Genomic DNA, 13,304 nt, shown 5'->3' with positions numbered 1-13,304 from the left:
CGGGAGGGGTTCGCCGAGCACAGCACCCAGCACCCAGCACCCGCCACCCGGCCACCGCCACCCCGGCCGAGCGGACCGGCACCCCGGCGACAACCCGACTCCCCTACGGTTCCGCCACGGCGTCGGGGGGCATCCCGTCGAGCACCTTCGACAACCGCTCCAGAACCCGTACGGCGTCTGCGAGTTCCGCATCGCCGAAAGCCTCCGCCAGCCGGTCGGCGAAGGCCGCGTGGCCGGGGTTGATCCGGGAGATCGCCGTCCGGCCCTCCTCGGTGGGTGCGAGGAGCTTTGCGCGGCGGTGGGCCGGGTTGGGCCGGTACTCGGCCAGCCCCTTCTCCACCAGCAGATCGGCGATGCGCTGCACGCTCTGCCGGGTGATGCCCATGGCGCGGGCGATCCCGGAGACGGGGAGGGGTTCGCCGAGCACGGCTCCCAGCACCTGCCACCAGGCCGCCGTCAGCCCGGCCGGGCGGGCCAGCTCCTCGGCGACCGCGAGGAACTGGCCGTTGAGCCGGAAGACCCCGAGCGCGGTGCGGCTGAGCAGGTCCTGCCGCTCCCGGCTCACTCCGCTCCCGCCTTTTCGAGCACCGCGTACGCCTCCGCGTCGGAGTCGTGGAACAGCCGGTACCAGGCGTCCAGCACCTCACCCTCGTACACCCCGAGCAGCCGGAAGATCTCCCGGGCGAAGGCGACGGGTTCGGTCGGACCGGCGGTGATCAGCTTGCCGCGGGTGTCGTCGGTGACGGCATCGGCATCGACGTACCGCTCACCGCCGCCGTAGCCGGTGGCCGCGAGGTAGAAGGAGACGGCACTGGTGTGGGCACGGTCGTCGAGCAGCCCCTCGCGGGCCAGCCCGGCGGTGGCCCCGCAGATCGCGGCGACGGGCACACCGGCATCGAGGAACTCCCGCGCCTTGCGGGCGAAGGGCGCGAGTTCGTCGGTCGTGTCCCAGAGGTCGGCGCCCGGGAGGATCAGCAGGGAGCTGTCCTCGGGCCGTACGTCGTCCAGGGCGAGGTCGGGCTGGACGCGCAGTCCGCCGATGCTCCGTACGGGCTCGGTGGACGGGCCGACCGTGCGGATCTCGTATCCGGCGCGTGCGAGATATGCGGTCGCGTGACCGGTCTCCCAGTCGGCCCAGGTGTCGTAGACGGCGAGGTACACGGGCTTGCTCATGGTCATGGCTCCTCCTGGTCACCCCGAATATGACAACATGCTGTCAGTTCGGCAGCTTGCTGTCAATGCACTCCTGGCATCCCCCGCGTCGACAACCTGTCGCGGAAACCGGCCGACCACAGACAGGACGCCGATACCGCGCGCCTGTCCCGGATACCTACGCTCGCCGCATGACCCCTCATCCCAACCCCGAGGTCGGCGCTGCCGTGAAGGCCGCGGACCGTGCGCATGTCTTCCACTCCTGGTCCGCGCAGGAGCTCATCGACCCGCTCGCCGTCGCCGGCGCGGAGGGGTCGTACTTCTGGGACTACGACGGCAGGCGCTACCTCGACTTCACCAGTGGGCTCGTCTACACGAACATCGGCTACCAGCACCCCAAGGTCGTCGCCGCGATACAGGAGCAGGCCGCACACCTGACCACCTTCGCGCCCGCCTTCGCCATCGAGGCCCGTTCCGAGGCGGCACGGCTGATCGCCGAGCGGACGCCGGGCGACCTGGACAAGATCTTCTTCACCAACGGCGGCGCGGACGCCGTGGAGCACGCCGTACGGATGGCCCGGCTGCACACCGGGCGGCCGAAGGTGCTGTCGGCGTACCGGTCGTACCACGGCGGTACGCAGCAGGCCGTGAACATCACGGGCGACCCGCGCCGCTGGGCCTCCGACAGCGCCACCGCCGGTGTCGTGCACTTCTGGGCGCCCTTCCTCTACCGGTCCCGGTTCTATGCGGAGACCGAGGAGCAGGAGTGCGCGCGGGCGCTGGAGCACCTGGAGACGACGCTCGCCTTCGAGGGGCCGTCGACCGTCGCCGCGATCATCCTGGAGACGATTCCGGGGACGGCGGGGATCATGGTGCCGCCGCCCGGATACCTGGCCGGCGTGCGCGAGATCTGCGACAAGTACGGGATCGTCTTCATCCTCGACGAGGTCATGGCGGGGTTCGGGCGGACCGGCGAGTGGTTCGCGGCCGACCTGTTCGACGTCACGCCGGACCTGATGACCTTCGCCAAGGGCGTGAACTCGGGGTACGTCCCGCTGGGCGGGGTCGCCATCTCCGGGGCCATCGCGGAGACGTTCGCGAAGCGGCCGTACCCCGGCGGTCTGACGTACTCCGGGCACCCGCTGGCCTGCGCGGCCGCCGTCGCGACGATCAACGTCATGGCGGAGGAGGGCATCGTCGAGAACGCCGCCCGGCTGGGCGCCGAGGTGGTCGGGCCGGCGCTGCGCGAGCTGGCCGAGCGGCACCCCAGCGTGGGCGAGGTGCGGGGCGTGGGCATGTTCTGGGCGGTCGAGCTCGTCAGGAACCGGGAGACCCGTGAGCCGCTGGTGCCGTACAACGCGGCCGGCGAGGCGAACGCCCCCATGGCGGCGTTCGGCTCCGCCGCGAAGGCGGGGGGCATCTGGCCGTTCGTGAACATGAACCGCACCCATGTCGTGCCACCGTGCAACGTGACCGAGTCCGAACTGAAGGAGGGCCTGGCGGCACTGGACGCCGCGCTGGCGGTGGCGGACGAGTTCACGGAGTAGGACCCCCACCCGCAAGGGGCTTCGCTCGCGCCGTGGTGGCCGCTGCGGGTTGCGCGGCCGACGGCCGTCGGAGGCTGGTCGCGCAGTTCCCCGCGCCCCTTGGGGGCGAGACCCGGCCCCCCTCTGTCAGTGCCGGCCCGCATCATTCAGCCCGTCCGGCGTTTGAGGACGAGGCCCTTTCGGGGCCGAAGCGGGGGTCCAGGGGGCGGCAGCCCCCTGGCGGGGTCGAAGGGGCGGAGCCCCTTCAGGGATGGGACGGGTAGGGGCGGCGGGGGCGAGAAAAACCCCGTTCGCCGCAGAAACGTCCCGCGGATCCCGAACGCGTAAGGTGGCGTGCTCGTAGAGATATACGCGCACGCCACCTCATCGCGACGACGGGAGACGCCCTGACCATGCCCGGCACCGGCGGCAACGGCTCCGTGACCCGGAGCACCCTGCGGCAGCAGCTCGCGGACGCGCTGCGGGACGAGGTGCTGGCCGGCCGCCTGCAGGCAGGGCGGGAGTTCACCGTCAAGGAGATCGCCGAGCAGTACGGCGTCTCCGCGACCCCCGTACGCGAGGCCCTCGTCGACCTCTCCGCCCAGGGCCTCCTGGAGGCCGACCAGCACCGCGGCTTCCGGGTCCACGAGTACTCGGTCGAGGACTACCGCCGCATCATCGAGGCCCGCGCCCTGGTGATCGACGGCATGTTCCAGGTCCTGGCCGCCGGCCGCGCGAGCCACCGGGCCCCCGACGACCCCCGCGTCCAGGCCGCCGTCGCCGGAGTGCGCCGCCGCGCCGAAGAGGCACAGCGCGCCGCCACCGCCGGCGACCTCACCGTCCTGATCGGCTACGACCTGCGCTTCTGGCGCGAACTCGGCGCCCTCTTCGGCAACCCCTACCTGGCCGACTTCCTGCACCGGCTGCGCGTGCAGTCCTGGGTCTGCGCGGTCCAGCACCTGCGCCGCCTCGACGATCTGCGCGGCCACCTGTGGTCCCGGCACACCGAGCTGGTCGATGCCCTGACGCGCCGCGACCTGCCCACGGCCCGCTCGGTCATCGCCGCCCACGACGCGGACTCCCTCGCCCTGATCGAGCGGCTGGCGGCGGGATGACCCACGAGCGGGGCCCGCAGGATCTCTCCGCCGACATCCCCGAGAACGACCCCTCCGCCCACACCGCCGCCGACGTCTCCTCCACCGACCTCGCCACCCCCGGCCTCTCCGCCGTCGACCTCTCCGTCGTCATCCCCGCCTACAACGAAGAACACCGCCTCACCACCACCCTCGACGCCGTCACCGACTACCTCACCGCCCACCCCACCCGCTGGCCCGACTGGGAGATCGTCGTCGCCGACGACGGCTCCACCGACGCCACCGGCCACCTCGTCACCGCCCGCGACCACCCCCGTGTCCGCCTGGTCACCGCCCCCCGCAACCGCGGCAAGGGCCACGCCCTCCGACTCGGCGTGGCCGCCTCCCGAGGGCGCCGTGTGCTGGTCACGGACGCCGATCTGGCGACGCCGATCGAGGAGCTGGAGCGGCTCGACAAGGCACTCGGCGAGGGCAACTCCGCGGCGATCGGGTCCCGTTCCGCTCCCGGCGCGACGATCGGCGACCGCCAGCACCCGCTGCGCGAACTGCTCGGCCGCGCGGGGAACTTCCTCATACGCCGTACGGTCGTCCCCGGCATCCGCGACACCCAGTGCGGCTTCAAGCTCTACGACGGCGACCACGCACGCGCGGCCTACGCCGCCTCCCGCGTCGACGGCTGGGCCATCGACGTCGAGGTGTTACGGCACCTGCACCGCGCCGGCCTGACCGTCGCCGAGGTCCCCGTCCGCTGGTCCCACCGGCCCGGCTCGAAGGTCACCCCCCTCGACTACGCCCGCGCCCTCACGGAGATCACCCGCATCGCCCTGCGTTCCGTGCGCGATGTCCGCCCCGCCGACCTCTTCGCGGCCTTCCTCTTCCTGCTGATGTCGGTGGCCCTCTACTCCGGCCGCTTCTTCGACCCGGCCCACCGCTACCTCCCCGACTCCCTGCGCGACCAGAACCAGTGGGAGTGGTTCTTCGCGGCCACGGCCCACAACGTCGCCCACCTGAAGAACCCCCTCTTCACCGACCTCCAGGGCTTCCCCGACGGCGTCAACCTCATGGCCAACACGGTCATGCCGGGACTCTCCGTCCCCCTGACGCCCCTCACCCTCCTCGCGGGCCCCGCGGTCACCCTCAGCCTGGTCATGACGCTCGGCCTCGCCGCCACCGCGGCCGCCTGGTACTGGCTGATCGTCAAACACGTCGTCCGCGGGCGGATCGCGGCGTTCCTCGGCGCGTCCCTGGCCGCCTTCGCACCGCCGATGGTCAGCCACGCCCACGCACACCCGAACTTCGTCGTCCTCTTCATGATCCCGCTGATCATCGACCGCACCCTGCGCCTGTGCACCGGCACCCGGGTCGTACCGGACGGGGTGGTTCTGGGCCTGATGGCGGCCTACCAGGTCCTCCTCGGGGAAGAGCCGCTGCTGCTGGCGGCGTTGGGGATGCTCCTCTTCGCCGCCGCCTACGCCGCCGTACGCCGGGACACCGCCCGCGCCTCCTGGCGGCCCCTGCTCAGAGGGCTGCTGATCGGCGCGTCCGTCTGCCTGCCCCTGGTCGTGTATCCCCTCGTCTGGCAGTTCGCCGGCCCGCAGAGCTACACCGGCATCGAGCACAACCCCCGCTCGTTCAACAGCCCTCTCGCCCTGCTCTCCTTCGCGGAGCGGTCCTGGCTCGCGGGCGACGCGAAGACGGCGAACGCCCTGGCCTTCAACACCACCGAGCAGAACGCCTTCTACGGCTGGCCGCTGGTCCTCCTCGCCTTCGCGATTCTCGTACGGCTGTGGAAGCAGGCCCTGGTCAGAGCGCTGGCGTTCACCGCGGTGGCCGCCGCGTTCCTGTCGCTCGGACGGGAGCTGCGCATTCCGCTGACGGCCATCACGCTCCCCGGGCCGTGGCAACTCCTCGCCGACAGGCCGCTGTTCGAGGCGGTCATCGAGAGCCGGGTCGCGATGATCTGCGCCCCCGCGCTGGGCATGCTGGTCGCGATCGCCGTCGACCGGCTGCCGGCGGCCCGCTCCCTGAGCATCCGGTACGTCGGTCTGCTGGGTGTCGCTCTCGCGCTGCTCCCCCTCGTCCCGGCCCCCCTCAAGGCCGTCGACCGCATCGCCGTGCCCGCCTTCATCGCGGACGGGACCTGGACGTCGTACGTCCGCGAGGGCGAGTCGCTCGTGCCGGTGCCGCTGCCCGACCCCTCCGACGCGGAGGCACTGCACTGGCAGACCGAGGCCGGCCTCGGCTTCAAGCTGGCGGGCGGCTACTTCAACGGCCCCTACGGCGACGAACGCGTCGGCATCTACGGCGCCGAGCCCCGCTTCACCTCCAACCTGCTGCGCGACGTGCGCAACTCGGGCCGGGTCCCGCCGGTCGACGACTCCTGGCGGGAGCAGGCCCGGGCGGATCTGGCGTACTGGCGGGCGGGCGTCCTGGTGCTGGCCCCGCAGCCGAACGACGGTGCGCTGCGGGAGACCGTGCAGAAGCTGGTGGGCACTCCCGGGAGGTGGGTCGACGGAGTATGGGTATGGGACCTGCACGAGCGGGGACCCGCATGAGGAGCCCGTGTGCGGATTCCGCGGCGGCGCACCACATCAGGAGCTGCATGACGGGTCCGCCCCCGAGCCGCACCGATTACCCTTCCCTGACCACCGTGCTATGCCTTTGCCACGCTGTGCGACCGCTGTGTGAGGAGCCCTCTTTTGGCCTGTGACCTGTGGCTGGTACCGCTTGTCGACGTGTTGTGCCACACCCCCGACAACCCCTTCGCCGAGGAACTCGCGCAATACAACAAGGTGCTCGCCGAGGCCGGGCTGCCTCCGGTGCCGGTGTACCAGTACATGCCGGGTCTGTCCGGTGACGTCGCCCCGGTCGCCGGCTTCGACTACGACGCGCTGCACTTCCTGCGCCGCGCCTACCTGCTCCAGGTCTGCGGGCTCCCGGTCACGCCCGTCGACGAACTGGGCGGCGACTACGAGCAGCTCCTGGAGATGTTCGAGACGACGGCCCAGCAGTCGCACCTGGTCTGGCACTACGACCACGCGGGCGCCTACGTCCCCGTCGACTTCCCGAACCCGCTCTCCAACGACGAGCTCCTGGCGGGTGGCGGCCCGCTCGGCTCCGCCCAGTCGCTCCTGCGGGAGCTGGAGTCCGTGGCCCCGGTGATCGGCATCGACCCGGCCAACCCTCCGGCGGCCCCCCAGCCCCCGCTCGCGCCCACGGCCCTGGAGGAACCGGCCGTCCCCGCCCCCTACGACCCGAGCCCCTTCGCCCGCGAACGGCACGTGTGGCTGGGACTGCACGCGGCGGCGACGCGGAGCCTGGCGCAGGGTTCGATGATCGTGTTCAGCTGACCTACTTCAGCTGGGACAGCCCCTTCTGCAGGTCCTCGAGGTTCATCACCGGCGTGTAGTCCACCGTGGCCCCGAAGACCTGGAAGAGCTGCTCGGTGAGCGGTGGCAACTGTGCGGATTCCTTCATGTCGAAGACCAGGAACATGGTGCGGACCCCGTTGTCGGGGCCGAAGTAGGAGGCCTCCGGCTTGAACCCCTCCATGATCTCCTGCATCACCTGCTGCATCTTGCCACTGCGGATGACCTCGTTCGCCTTCTCCGTGTCGATATGGGCCTGCATCAGCACGCGCATGCCGGTCACCTTCTTCCCATCGCCGCTGAGCTTGCTGAGCTTTACGAGCTCACGTTATGGGCGGTATGCGCACTTCGCTCGCTCACGTACTCCATCAGAAAAGGGGCGCCCCGGTGGGACGCCCCTTGTTCTGCCTGCTCACCGGCTCACCGGCTCACAGGAACGAGTTGATCTCGATCGTCTCGTCCCGGCCCGGCCCCACACCGATCGCGGAGATCGGGGCGCCGGACATCTCCTCCAGCGCCTTGACGTAGTTCTGGGCGTTCTTCGGCAGGTCGGCGAAGGACTTGGCCTTGCTGATGTCCTCGCTCCAGCCGGGCAGCATCTCGTAGACCGGCTTCGCGTGGTGGAAGTCGGTCTGGGAGTACGGGAGTTCCTCGACGCGCTTGCCGTCGATCTCGTACGCCACGCAGACCGGGATCTGCTCCCAGCCGGTCAGGACGTCCAGCTTGGTGAGGAAGAAGTCGGTCAGGCCGTTCACGCGGGTCGCGTAGCGGGCGATCACCGCGTCGAACCAGCCGCAACGGCGGTCACGTCCGGTCGTCACGCCCCGCTCGCCGCCGATCCGGCGCAGCGCGTCGCCGTCCTCGTCGAAGAGCTCGGTCGGGAACGGGCCGGCGCCGACACGGGTCGTGTACGCCTTGAGGATGCCGATCACCCGGCTGATCTTCGTCGGGCCGACGCCCGCGCCCGTGCAGGCGCCGCCCGCGGTCGGGTTGGACGACGTGACGAAGGGGTACGTGCCGTGGTCGATGTCGAGGAGGGTGCCCTGGCCGCCCTCGAAGAGGACCACCTTGTCGTCCTCCAGCGCCTGGTTGAGGATCAGGACGGTGTCGGCGACGTACGGCTCGATCTTCTCGGCGTAGCCGAGGAGTTCCTCGACGACCTGGCTCACCGCGATCGCGCGACGGTTGTAGAGCTTGGTGAGGATCTGGTTCTTGACGTCGAGGGCCGCCTCGACCTTCTGGGTCAGGATCGACTCGTCGTACAGGTCCTGGACGCGGATGCCCACGCGGTTGATCTTGTCGGCGTAGGTCGGCCCGATGCCGCGCCCCGTCGTGCCGATCTTGCGCTTGCCGAGGAAACGCTCGGTCACCTTGTCGACCGTCACGTTGTACGGCGTGATGATGTGCGCGTTTCCGCTGATGAGGAGCTTGGACGTGTCGACGCCGCGCTCGTTCAGCCCGCTCAGCTCGGAGAGCAGGACCGAGGGGTCGACGACGACACCGTTGCCGATGACCGGGGTGCACCCCGGGGACAGGATTCCGGAAGGGAGGAGGTGCAGGGCGTACTTCTGATCGCCCACGACCACCGTGTGGCCGGCGTTGTTACCGCCCTGGTAACGCACCACGTAGTCGACGGATCCGCCTAGCAGGTCCGTCGCCTTTCCCTTGCCTTCGTCACCCCACTGAGCACCGAGCAGCACAAGTGCGGGCACGCGCGTACACCCCTTCCGGGCGGGGCATGTCCAAGGTCAGGGGAGCACGCGTAGGGTTTCCGCCGCGTGCACCACGACTGGCCGCGATCGTCGTTGGCCGCGAACCGTCGGACCGGATGGCCCCGGAATAGACGAAGCCCCTGGCGCAATAGCGCAAGGGGCTCTTGCACAAAGATGCTACCCGAGGAAGCGAGGCATGGCCGAGGTGGCGACTTTCGCGATGTCCGATCAGCTGCTCGTGGTGATCGATCCGATCGCTCGCAGAACGGACGGAGAGTCCGTACGCATCGCGAAAGACGTGCTCAGCGCGGGTGCGGCGACGAAAGTGTGCCTCCCGGACGGGCCGGACGAGTTCGCCCGGGCACTGGCCCGGCGCGGGTCGCGGCGGCCGGTGGTGGTCGGCGACGACCGGGCGCTGATGCGGGCGGTGTCGCTTTTGCACCGGCAGCGGGAGCTGGCCGAATGTGTGCTGTCGGTGGTGCCGGTCGGGGGCGCGCTGTCGCTGGCCGGATCCCTCGGGGTGCCGACGGGCGCGGTGGCGGCGGCCCGGGCCGTGCTGGAGGGCGTGGAGCGGCGGCTGGATCTCCTCGTGGACGACAGTGACGGGGTCGTCCTGGGCGAGCTGCGGATCCCGCCGGTAGGGGAGCCTGCCGCGCCGAACGGGGCCACCGCGGTGGGGCCGGGCGCCGGGCGGCCGTGGCTGCGGACGTGCCAGTCGCTCGTACGGACCCTGGTGCCGGCGCGGGCCCCCTCCGCCGCCGGGTCCGGGCCGTCGCGGCTGCGCGTCGAGGTCGACGGGTCGACGCTGGTGGACCTCGACCACCCGGTGGAGGCGGTGTCGGTGGCGCCAGGGGCGTCCGGGATGGCCGCGGTGGAGGTCCGGCGCGCTTCGGTGGGCGCGGAGGCCTCACCGCTCAGGGCCGAGGGGCGGACGGTGACCGTGTCGGGGGCGCATTTCCGGTACGCGGCCCACACGGCGGTGTCGGGGCCGTTGCGCAGGCGGACGTGGACCGTGGGGGAAGGGGCGCTGCGGCTGGTGCTGCCGGGGCGGTGAGCCTGCCACCTGGTCCTCGCCGAGCGCGCCCGCGTCGAGCCGCACCGGCCGGAGCCGTCCGGCTACGAGGGCCGTACGGACGTCCGGGTGCCGGTCTGATCGGCTCGCCGGAGCGTCAGTCCTGCCCGAACATCTTCTGCCGGTGCTCCCGCCACCGCTCCATCATCGCCGCGACCTCCCCCTCGATGAACTCGAAGAACGCCAGCGTCTCGGCCATGCGGCGCCCCGCCGGGGTGTCGGCGCCGAGGCTGGTGACGCCCTCGCGCAGCGCCCCCTCCCACCGCTTGATGACGGCCTCGCGGTTGGTCAGGGCCTCGTACCACTGGTCGCCGTGCACGCGGTAGCGCTCCCGGCGCGAGCCGGGTTCCCGCTCGCGCGACACCATGTGCGTCTGGGCCAGGTAGCGCACCGCCCCGGACACCGCCGCGGGGCTGATCTGCAGCTGTTCGCTCAGCTCGGCGGAGGTCAGCACGCCTTTGTCGGAGGAGAGCAGCGCGGCGAAGACCCGGGCGGCCATGCGCTGCATCCCGGCCTCCACGAGCTGCGCCGCGAAGGACTCGACGAACTTCGACACGGCCTCGGCGTCCCGCCCACCACCAGCTGCTTTCGTCATGGGCTCATCCTATCCGTGCTTCATACGCTTCCTTAACTTCACAAATTTCTGAAAGAAGCGTACGTTCTGAACCATGACGAAGGCAATCACCGTCTCCGGACTGCACAAGTCGTTCGGCACGACGCACGCGCTCGCCGGCCTCGACCTGGACGTCGAGACCGGCGAGGTCCACGGCTTCCTCGGCCCCAACGGCGCCGGCAAGTCCACCACCATCCGCGTCCTGCTCGGCCTGCTGCGCGCCGACTCGGGCGCCGCGCAGGTGCTCGGCCGCGACCCGTGGGCGGACGCGGTGGAGGTGCACCGCCGCATCGCCTACGTCCCCGGGGACGTGACGCTGTGGCGGAACCTGTCCGGCGGCGAGGTCATCGACCTGTACGGCCGCCTGCGCGGCGGACTCGACAAGACGCGCCGTGCCGAGCTGATCGAACGCTTCGAGTTGGACCCGACGAAGAAGGGCCGCACGTACTCCAAGGGCAACCGGCAGAAGGTCGCCCTGGTCGCCGCCTTCGCCTCGGACGTCGATCTGCTGATCCTGGACGAGCCGACCTCGGGGCTGGACCCGCTGATGGAGGAGGTCTTCCAGCGCTGCGTCGAGGAGGAGCGCGAGCGCGGCCGTACGGTCCTGCTCTCCTCCCACATCCTCAGCGAGGTCGAGGAGCTCTGCGACCGGGTCAGCATCATCCGCAAGGGCCGTACGGTCGAGACCGGCTCACTCGCCGACCTGCGCCATCTGACGCGGACCAGCGTCACGGCGGAACTGGCCGGTCCGCCCAACGGCCTGTCCCGTCTGCCCGGCGTCCACGATCTCGACGTACAGGGCCGCCGCGTCCGCCTCCAGGTCGACACGGACAAACTCGACGCCGTCCTGCGGTCGTTGACCGACTCCGGCGTACGGTCGCTGACGTCGACGCCGCCCACGCTGGAGGAGCTGTTCCTGCGGCACTACCAGGACGACATGCGGGAAGGGGTGGCCGCACGATGACCACCGCGACCACCGACTTCGCCGTACGGTCCGCAGGCACCCGCCAACTGGCCGGTACCGGCACACTGTTGCGCTTCGCGCTGCGCCGCGACCGGCTGATGATCCCGGTGTGGGTGGGGGTGAACGCGCTGATGATCCTCTCCATGCCGAACACGCTGGAGAACCTGTACGCCACCCCGGCCGAACGGGCCGACCTGGTACGGAACACGGCCACCAACGCCTCCTTCCGCGCGCTGATCGGCCCGGTCTTCGACGACTCGATCGGCGCCCTGACGGCCTGGCGGGTCGGCGTGTACGCGGCTGCGCTCGCGGCCGTGGTGAGCCTGCTCCTCGTCGTACGGCACACCCGCGACGAGGAGGAGAGCGGCCGCCAGGAGCTGGTGGCGTCCGGGATGGTGGGGCGCAGGGCCTCGCTGACGGCCGCGCTGCTGACGGCGGCCGTCGCGAACGCCGTACTGGCGCTGCTGGTCACGGCCGGGCTGTCCGCCCAGGGCGCCTCGGGGGCCCTGGCCCTCGGGCTCGGCCTCGCGGGGGTCGGCATGGTGTTCGCCACGCTGGCGGCGATCGTCGCCCAGTTCACGGAGAGCGCCCGGCTGGCGCGGGGGCTGACGGCGGGGCTGCTGAGTGCCGCGTTCGTGCTGCGCGCGGCGGGCGACTCGGCGTCGGACGACGGTTCGTCGGCGCTGACGTGGGTGTCGCCGCTGGGCTGGCTGGAGAATCTGCGGGCGTTCGCGGACGAGCGGTGGTGGGTGCTGCTGCTGCTCGCGGCGGCGGCCGCCGTGCAGGGCGTGGTGGCGTACGAGCTCGCCGGGCGCCGGGACGTCGGCATGAGCTTCCTGCCCGCCCGGCCGGGTCCCGCCGACGGCCGCCTCGGCACGGCGGGCGCGCTGGCCTGGCGGCTGCAGCGCGGCGGCGTGCTCGGCTGGAGCATCGGTTTCCTCCTCGCCGGGGTCGTCTACGGCGGGCTGACCGACGGGGTGGCCGACCTGGTCGGCGACAACGACAACGCCCGCGAGATCTTCCGGCGGATGGGCGGGCAGTCCCAGATCACGGACGCGTTCCTCGCCTCGATGGTCGGGATGCTGGGCCTGATCGCCGCGCTGTACGTCGTGGCCTCGGTGCTGCGGCTGCACGGCGAGGAGACCTCGATGCGGGCCGAACCGATCCTGGCCAACGCGGTCGGCCGACTGCGCTGGGCCGCGGGGCACCTGCTGATCGCCTTCGCCGGATCCGCCCTGATCATGCTGCTCGCGGGGCTGGGCTTCGCGGTCGGATACGGCAAGCGGGTGGGCCCGGTCCTCGGCGCCTGCCTGGTGCAGCTCCCCGCGGTGTGGGTCGTCGGCGGGCTGGCGGTGCTGCTGTACGGGGTGCTGCCGCGGGCGGCGATGGCGGCGTGGGGTGTTGCCGGGGCGGTGCTGCTCATCGGGTGGGTGGGGCCCGCGCTCGATGTTCCGCAGGCGGTGCTGGATCTGTCGCCGTTCGGACACCTGCCGAAGCTGCCGGGCGGGGGGATGGAGTGGGGGCCGGTGCTGGTCCTGGCCGGGCTCGCGGTGGTGCTGGTGGCCGGGGGGCTGGCGGGGCTGGGGCGGCGGGACCTGACCACGTAGAAGTCTGCATATAACGCATACCGAAGACATACGCGACATAGGAGTTGAAGCAGTGGAAGTACTTTCACCCGCCAAGGACTCCCTCAAATGAAGCTCAAACCGTACAACCACTCCTTGACCTCGAATCCCTGTCGCGCCTAGCTTTGCAATCACGAATCACCCAGCTGACCACCGGGTGAAGACGAGACGGGGAAAC

General features: G+C 71.1%; 12 protein-coding genes. 7 read left to right on the top strand and 5 right to left on the bottom strand.

Going from position 1 to position 13,304, the window contains the following annotated elements; genetic code table 11:
* Nucleotides 1-103 precede the first annotated feature (103 nt).
* Both ACIBU0_RS08185 and ACIBU0_RS08180 read right to left on the bottom strand, forming a co-directional pair.
* Entirely contained in the window at nucleotides 104-565 is a 462-nt protein-coding gene (locus ACIBU0_RS08185; RefSeq protein WP_398813412.1) for a MarR family winged helix-turn-helix transcriptional regulator, read from the bottom strand.
* The gene (locus tag ACIBU0_RS08180; protein ID WP_398813410.1) at nucleotides 562-1,179 is read right to left on the bottom strand and encodes a type 1 glutamine amidotransferase family protein; all 618 of its coding nucleotides are present in this window, start codon (nucleotides 1,177-1,179) and stop codon (nucleotides 562-564) included. The genes ACIBU0_RS08185 and ACIBU0_RS08180 overlap by 4 nt, the downstream gene beginning before the upstream one ends.
* A gap of 164 nt (nucleotides 1,180-1,343) precedes the next feature.
* Between ACIBU0_RS08180 and ACIBU0_RS08175 the strand changes: the two genes are divergently transcribed.
* The 4 genes from ACIBU0_RS08175 (at nucleotide 1,344) to ACIBU0_RS08160 (ending at nucleotide 7,122) form a co-directional block, all read left to right on the top strand.
* Nucleotides 1,344-2,699: an aspartate aminotransferase family protein gene (locus ACIBU0_RS08175; RefSeq protein WP_398813407.1), complete on the top strand. Its 1,356-nt coding sequence runs from the start codon at nucleotides 1,344-1,346 to the stop codon at nucleotides 2,697-2,699.
* A gap of 392 nt (nucleotides 2,700-3,091) precedes the next feature.
* On the top strand, nucleotides 3,092-3,793 hold the full coding sequence (locus tag ACIBU0_RS08170; RefSeq protein WP_398813404.1) for a GntR family transcriptional regulator: 702 nt from the start codon (nucleotides 3,092-3,094) through the stop codon (nucleotides 3,791-3,793).
* Nucleotides 3,790-6,327 carry a glycosyltransferase gene (locus ACIBU0_RS08165; protein ID WP_398813400.1) on the top strand — a complete coding sequence of 846 codons (2,538 nt, stop codon included), beginning with the start codon at nucleotides 3,790-3,792 and terminating at the stop codon, nucleotides 6,325-6,327. The genes ACIBU0_RS08170 and ACIBU0_RS08165 overlap by 4 nt, the downstream gene beginning before the upstream one ends.
* A 144-nt stretch (nucleotides 6,328-6,471) precedes the next feature.
* A complete protein-coding gene (locus ACIBU0_RS08160) occupies nucleotides 6,472-7,122 on the top strand; it encodes a hypothetical protein (protein ID WP_398813397.1) in 651 nt (216 codons plus the stop codon).
* Between the two features lies 1 nt (nucleotide 7,123).
* Here ACIBU0_RS08160 and ACIBU0_RS08155 read toward each other — a convergent pair whose 3' ends face one another.
* Both ACIBU0_RS08155 and ACIBU0_RS08150 read right to left on the bottom strand, forming a co-directional pair.
* Nucleotides 7,124-7,414, bottom strand: coding sequence for a DUF3303 family protein (locus tag ACIBU0_RS08155; protein WP_398813394.1), 291 nt, complete (start codon nucleotides 7,412-7,414; stop codon nucleotides 7,124-7,126).
* Nucleotides 7,415-7,568: 154 nt separating this feature from the next.
* Nucleotides 7,569-8,852: an adenylosuccinate synthase gene (locus ACIBU0_RS08150; RefSeq protein ID WP_398813391.1), complete on the bottom strand. Its 1,284-nt coding sequence runs from the start codon at nucleotides 8,850-8,852 to the stop codon at nucleotides 7,569-7,571.
* Between the two features lie 196 nt (nucleotides 8,853-9,048).
* Here ACIBU0_RS08150 and ACIBU0_RS08145 point away from each other — a divergent pair, with 196 nt between their 5' ends.
* Nucleotides 9,049-9,906, top strand: a complete 858-nt coding sequence (locus ACIBU0_RS08145) for a diacylglycerol kinase (RefSeq protein ID WP_398813388.1) — start codon at nucleotides 9,049-9,051, stop codon at nucleotides 9,904-9,906.
* Nucleotides 9,907-10,021: 115 nt separating this feature from the next.
* Here ACIBU0_RS08145 and ACIBU0_RS08140 read toward each other — a convergent pair whose 3' ends face one another.
* The gene (locus ACIBU0_RS08140) at nucleotides 10,022-10,519 is read right to left on the bottom strand and encodes a GbsR/MarR family transcriptional regulator (RefSeq protein ID WP_398813386.1); all 498 of its coding nucleotides are present in this window, start codon (nucleotides 10,517-10,519) and stop codon (nucleotides 10,022-10,024) included.
* Between the two features lie 73 nt (nucleotides 10,520-10,592).
* Between ACIBU0_RS08140 and ACIBU0_RS08135 the strand changes: the two genes are divergently transcribed.
* Nucleotides 10,593-11,501 carry an ATP-binding cassette domain-containing protein gene (locus tag ACIBU0_RS08135; protein ID WP_398813383.1) on the top strand — a complete coding sequence of 303 codons (909 nt, stop codon included), beginning with the start codon at nucleotides 10,593-10,595 and terminating at the stop codon, nucleotides 11,499-11,501.
* Complete coding sequence (locus tag ACIBU0_RS08130; RefSeq protein WP_398813380.1) at nucleotides 11,498-13,108, top strand: ABC transporter permease; 1,611 nt, start codon at nucleotides 11,498-11,500, stop codon at nucleotides 13,106-13,108. The genes ACIBU0_RS08135 and ACIBU0_RS08130 overlap by 4 nt, the downstream gene beginning before the upstream one ends.
* Nucleotides 13,109-13,304: the final 196 nt, after the last annotated feature.

The organism is Streptomyces sp. NPDC049627 (assembly GCF_044465645.1).
Classification (GTDB): domain Bacteria; phylum Actinomycetota; class Actinomycetes; order Streptomycetales; family Streptomycetaceae; genus Streptomyces.
The sequence above is the reverse complement of the archived record's forward strand: the minus strand, read 5'-3'. Positions and strand labels throughout refer to the sequence as shown.

Coding starts and splice junctions, on each gene's coding strand:
- ACIBU0_RS08180 (WP_398813410.1), bottom strand. CDS start 1,179: ATGACCATGAGCAAGCCCGTGTACCTCGCCGTCTACGACACCTGGGCC.
- ACIBU0_RS08170 (WP_398813404.1), top strand. CDS start 3,092: ATGCCCGGCACCGGCGGCAACGGCTCCGTGACCCGGAGCACCCTGCGG.
- ACIBU0_RS08175 (WP_398813407.1), top strand. CDS start 1,344: ATGACCCCTCATCCCAACCCCGAGGTCGGCGCTGCCGTGAAGGCCGCG.
- ACIBU0_RS08145 (WP_398813388.1), top strand. CDS start 9,049: ATGGCCGAGGTGGCGACTTTCGCGATGTCCGATCAGCTGCTCGTGGTG.
- ACIBU0_RS08135 (WP_398813383.1), top strand. CDS start 10,593: ATGACGAAGGCAATCACCGTCTCCGGACTGCACAAGTCGTTCGGCACG.
- ACIBU0_RS08165 (WP_398813400.1), top strand. CDS start 3,790: ATGACCCACGAGCGGGGCCCGCAGGATCTCTCCGCCGACATCCCCGAG.
- ACIBU0_RS08130 (WP_398813380.1), top strand. CDS start 11,498: ATGACCACCGCGACCACCGACTTCGCCGTACGGTCCGCAGGCACCCGC.
- ACIBU0_RS08140 (WP_398813386.1), bottom strand. CDS start 10,519: ATGACGAAAGCAGCTGGTGGTGGGCGGGACGCCGAGGCCGTGTCGAAG.
- ACIBU0_RS08155 (WP_398813394.1), bottom strand. CDS start 7,414: ATGCGCGTGCTGATGCAGGCCCATATCGACACGGAGAAGGCGAACGAG.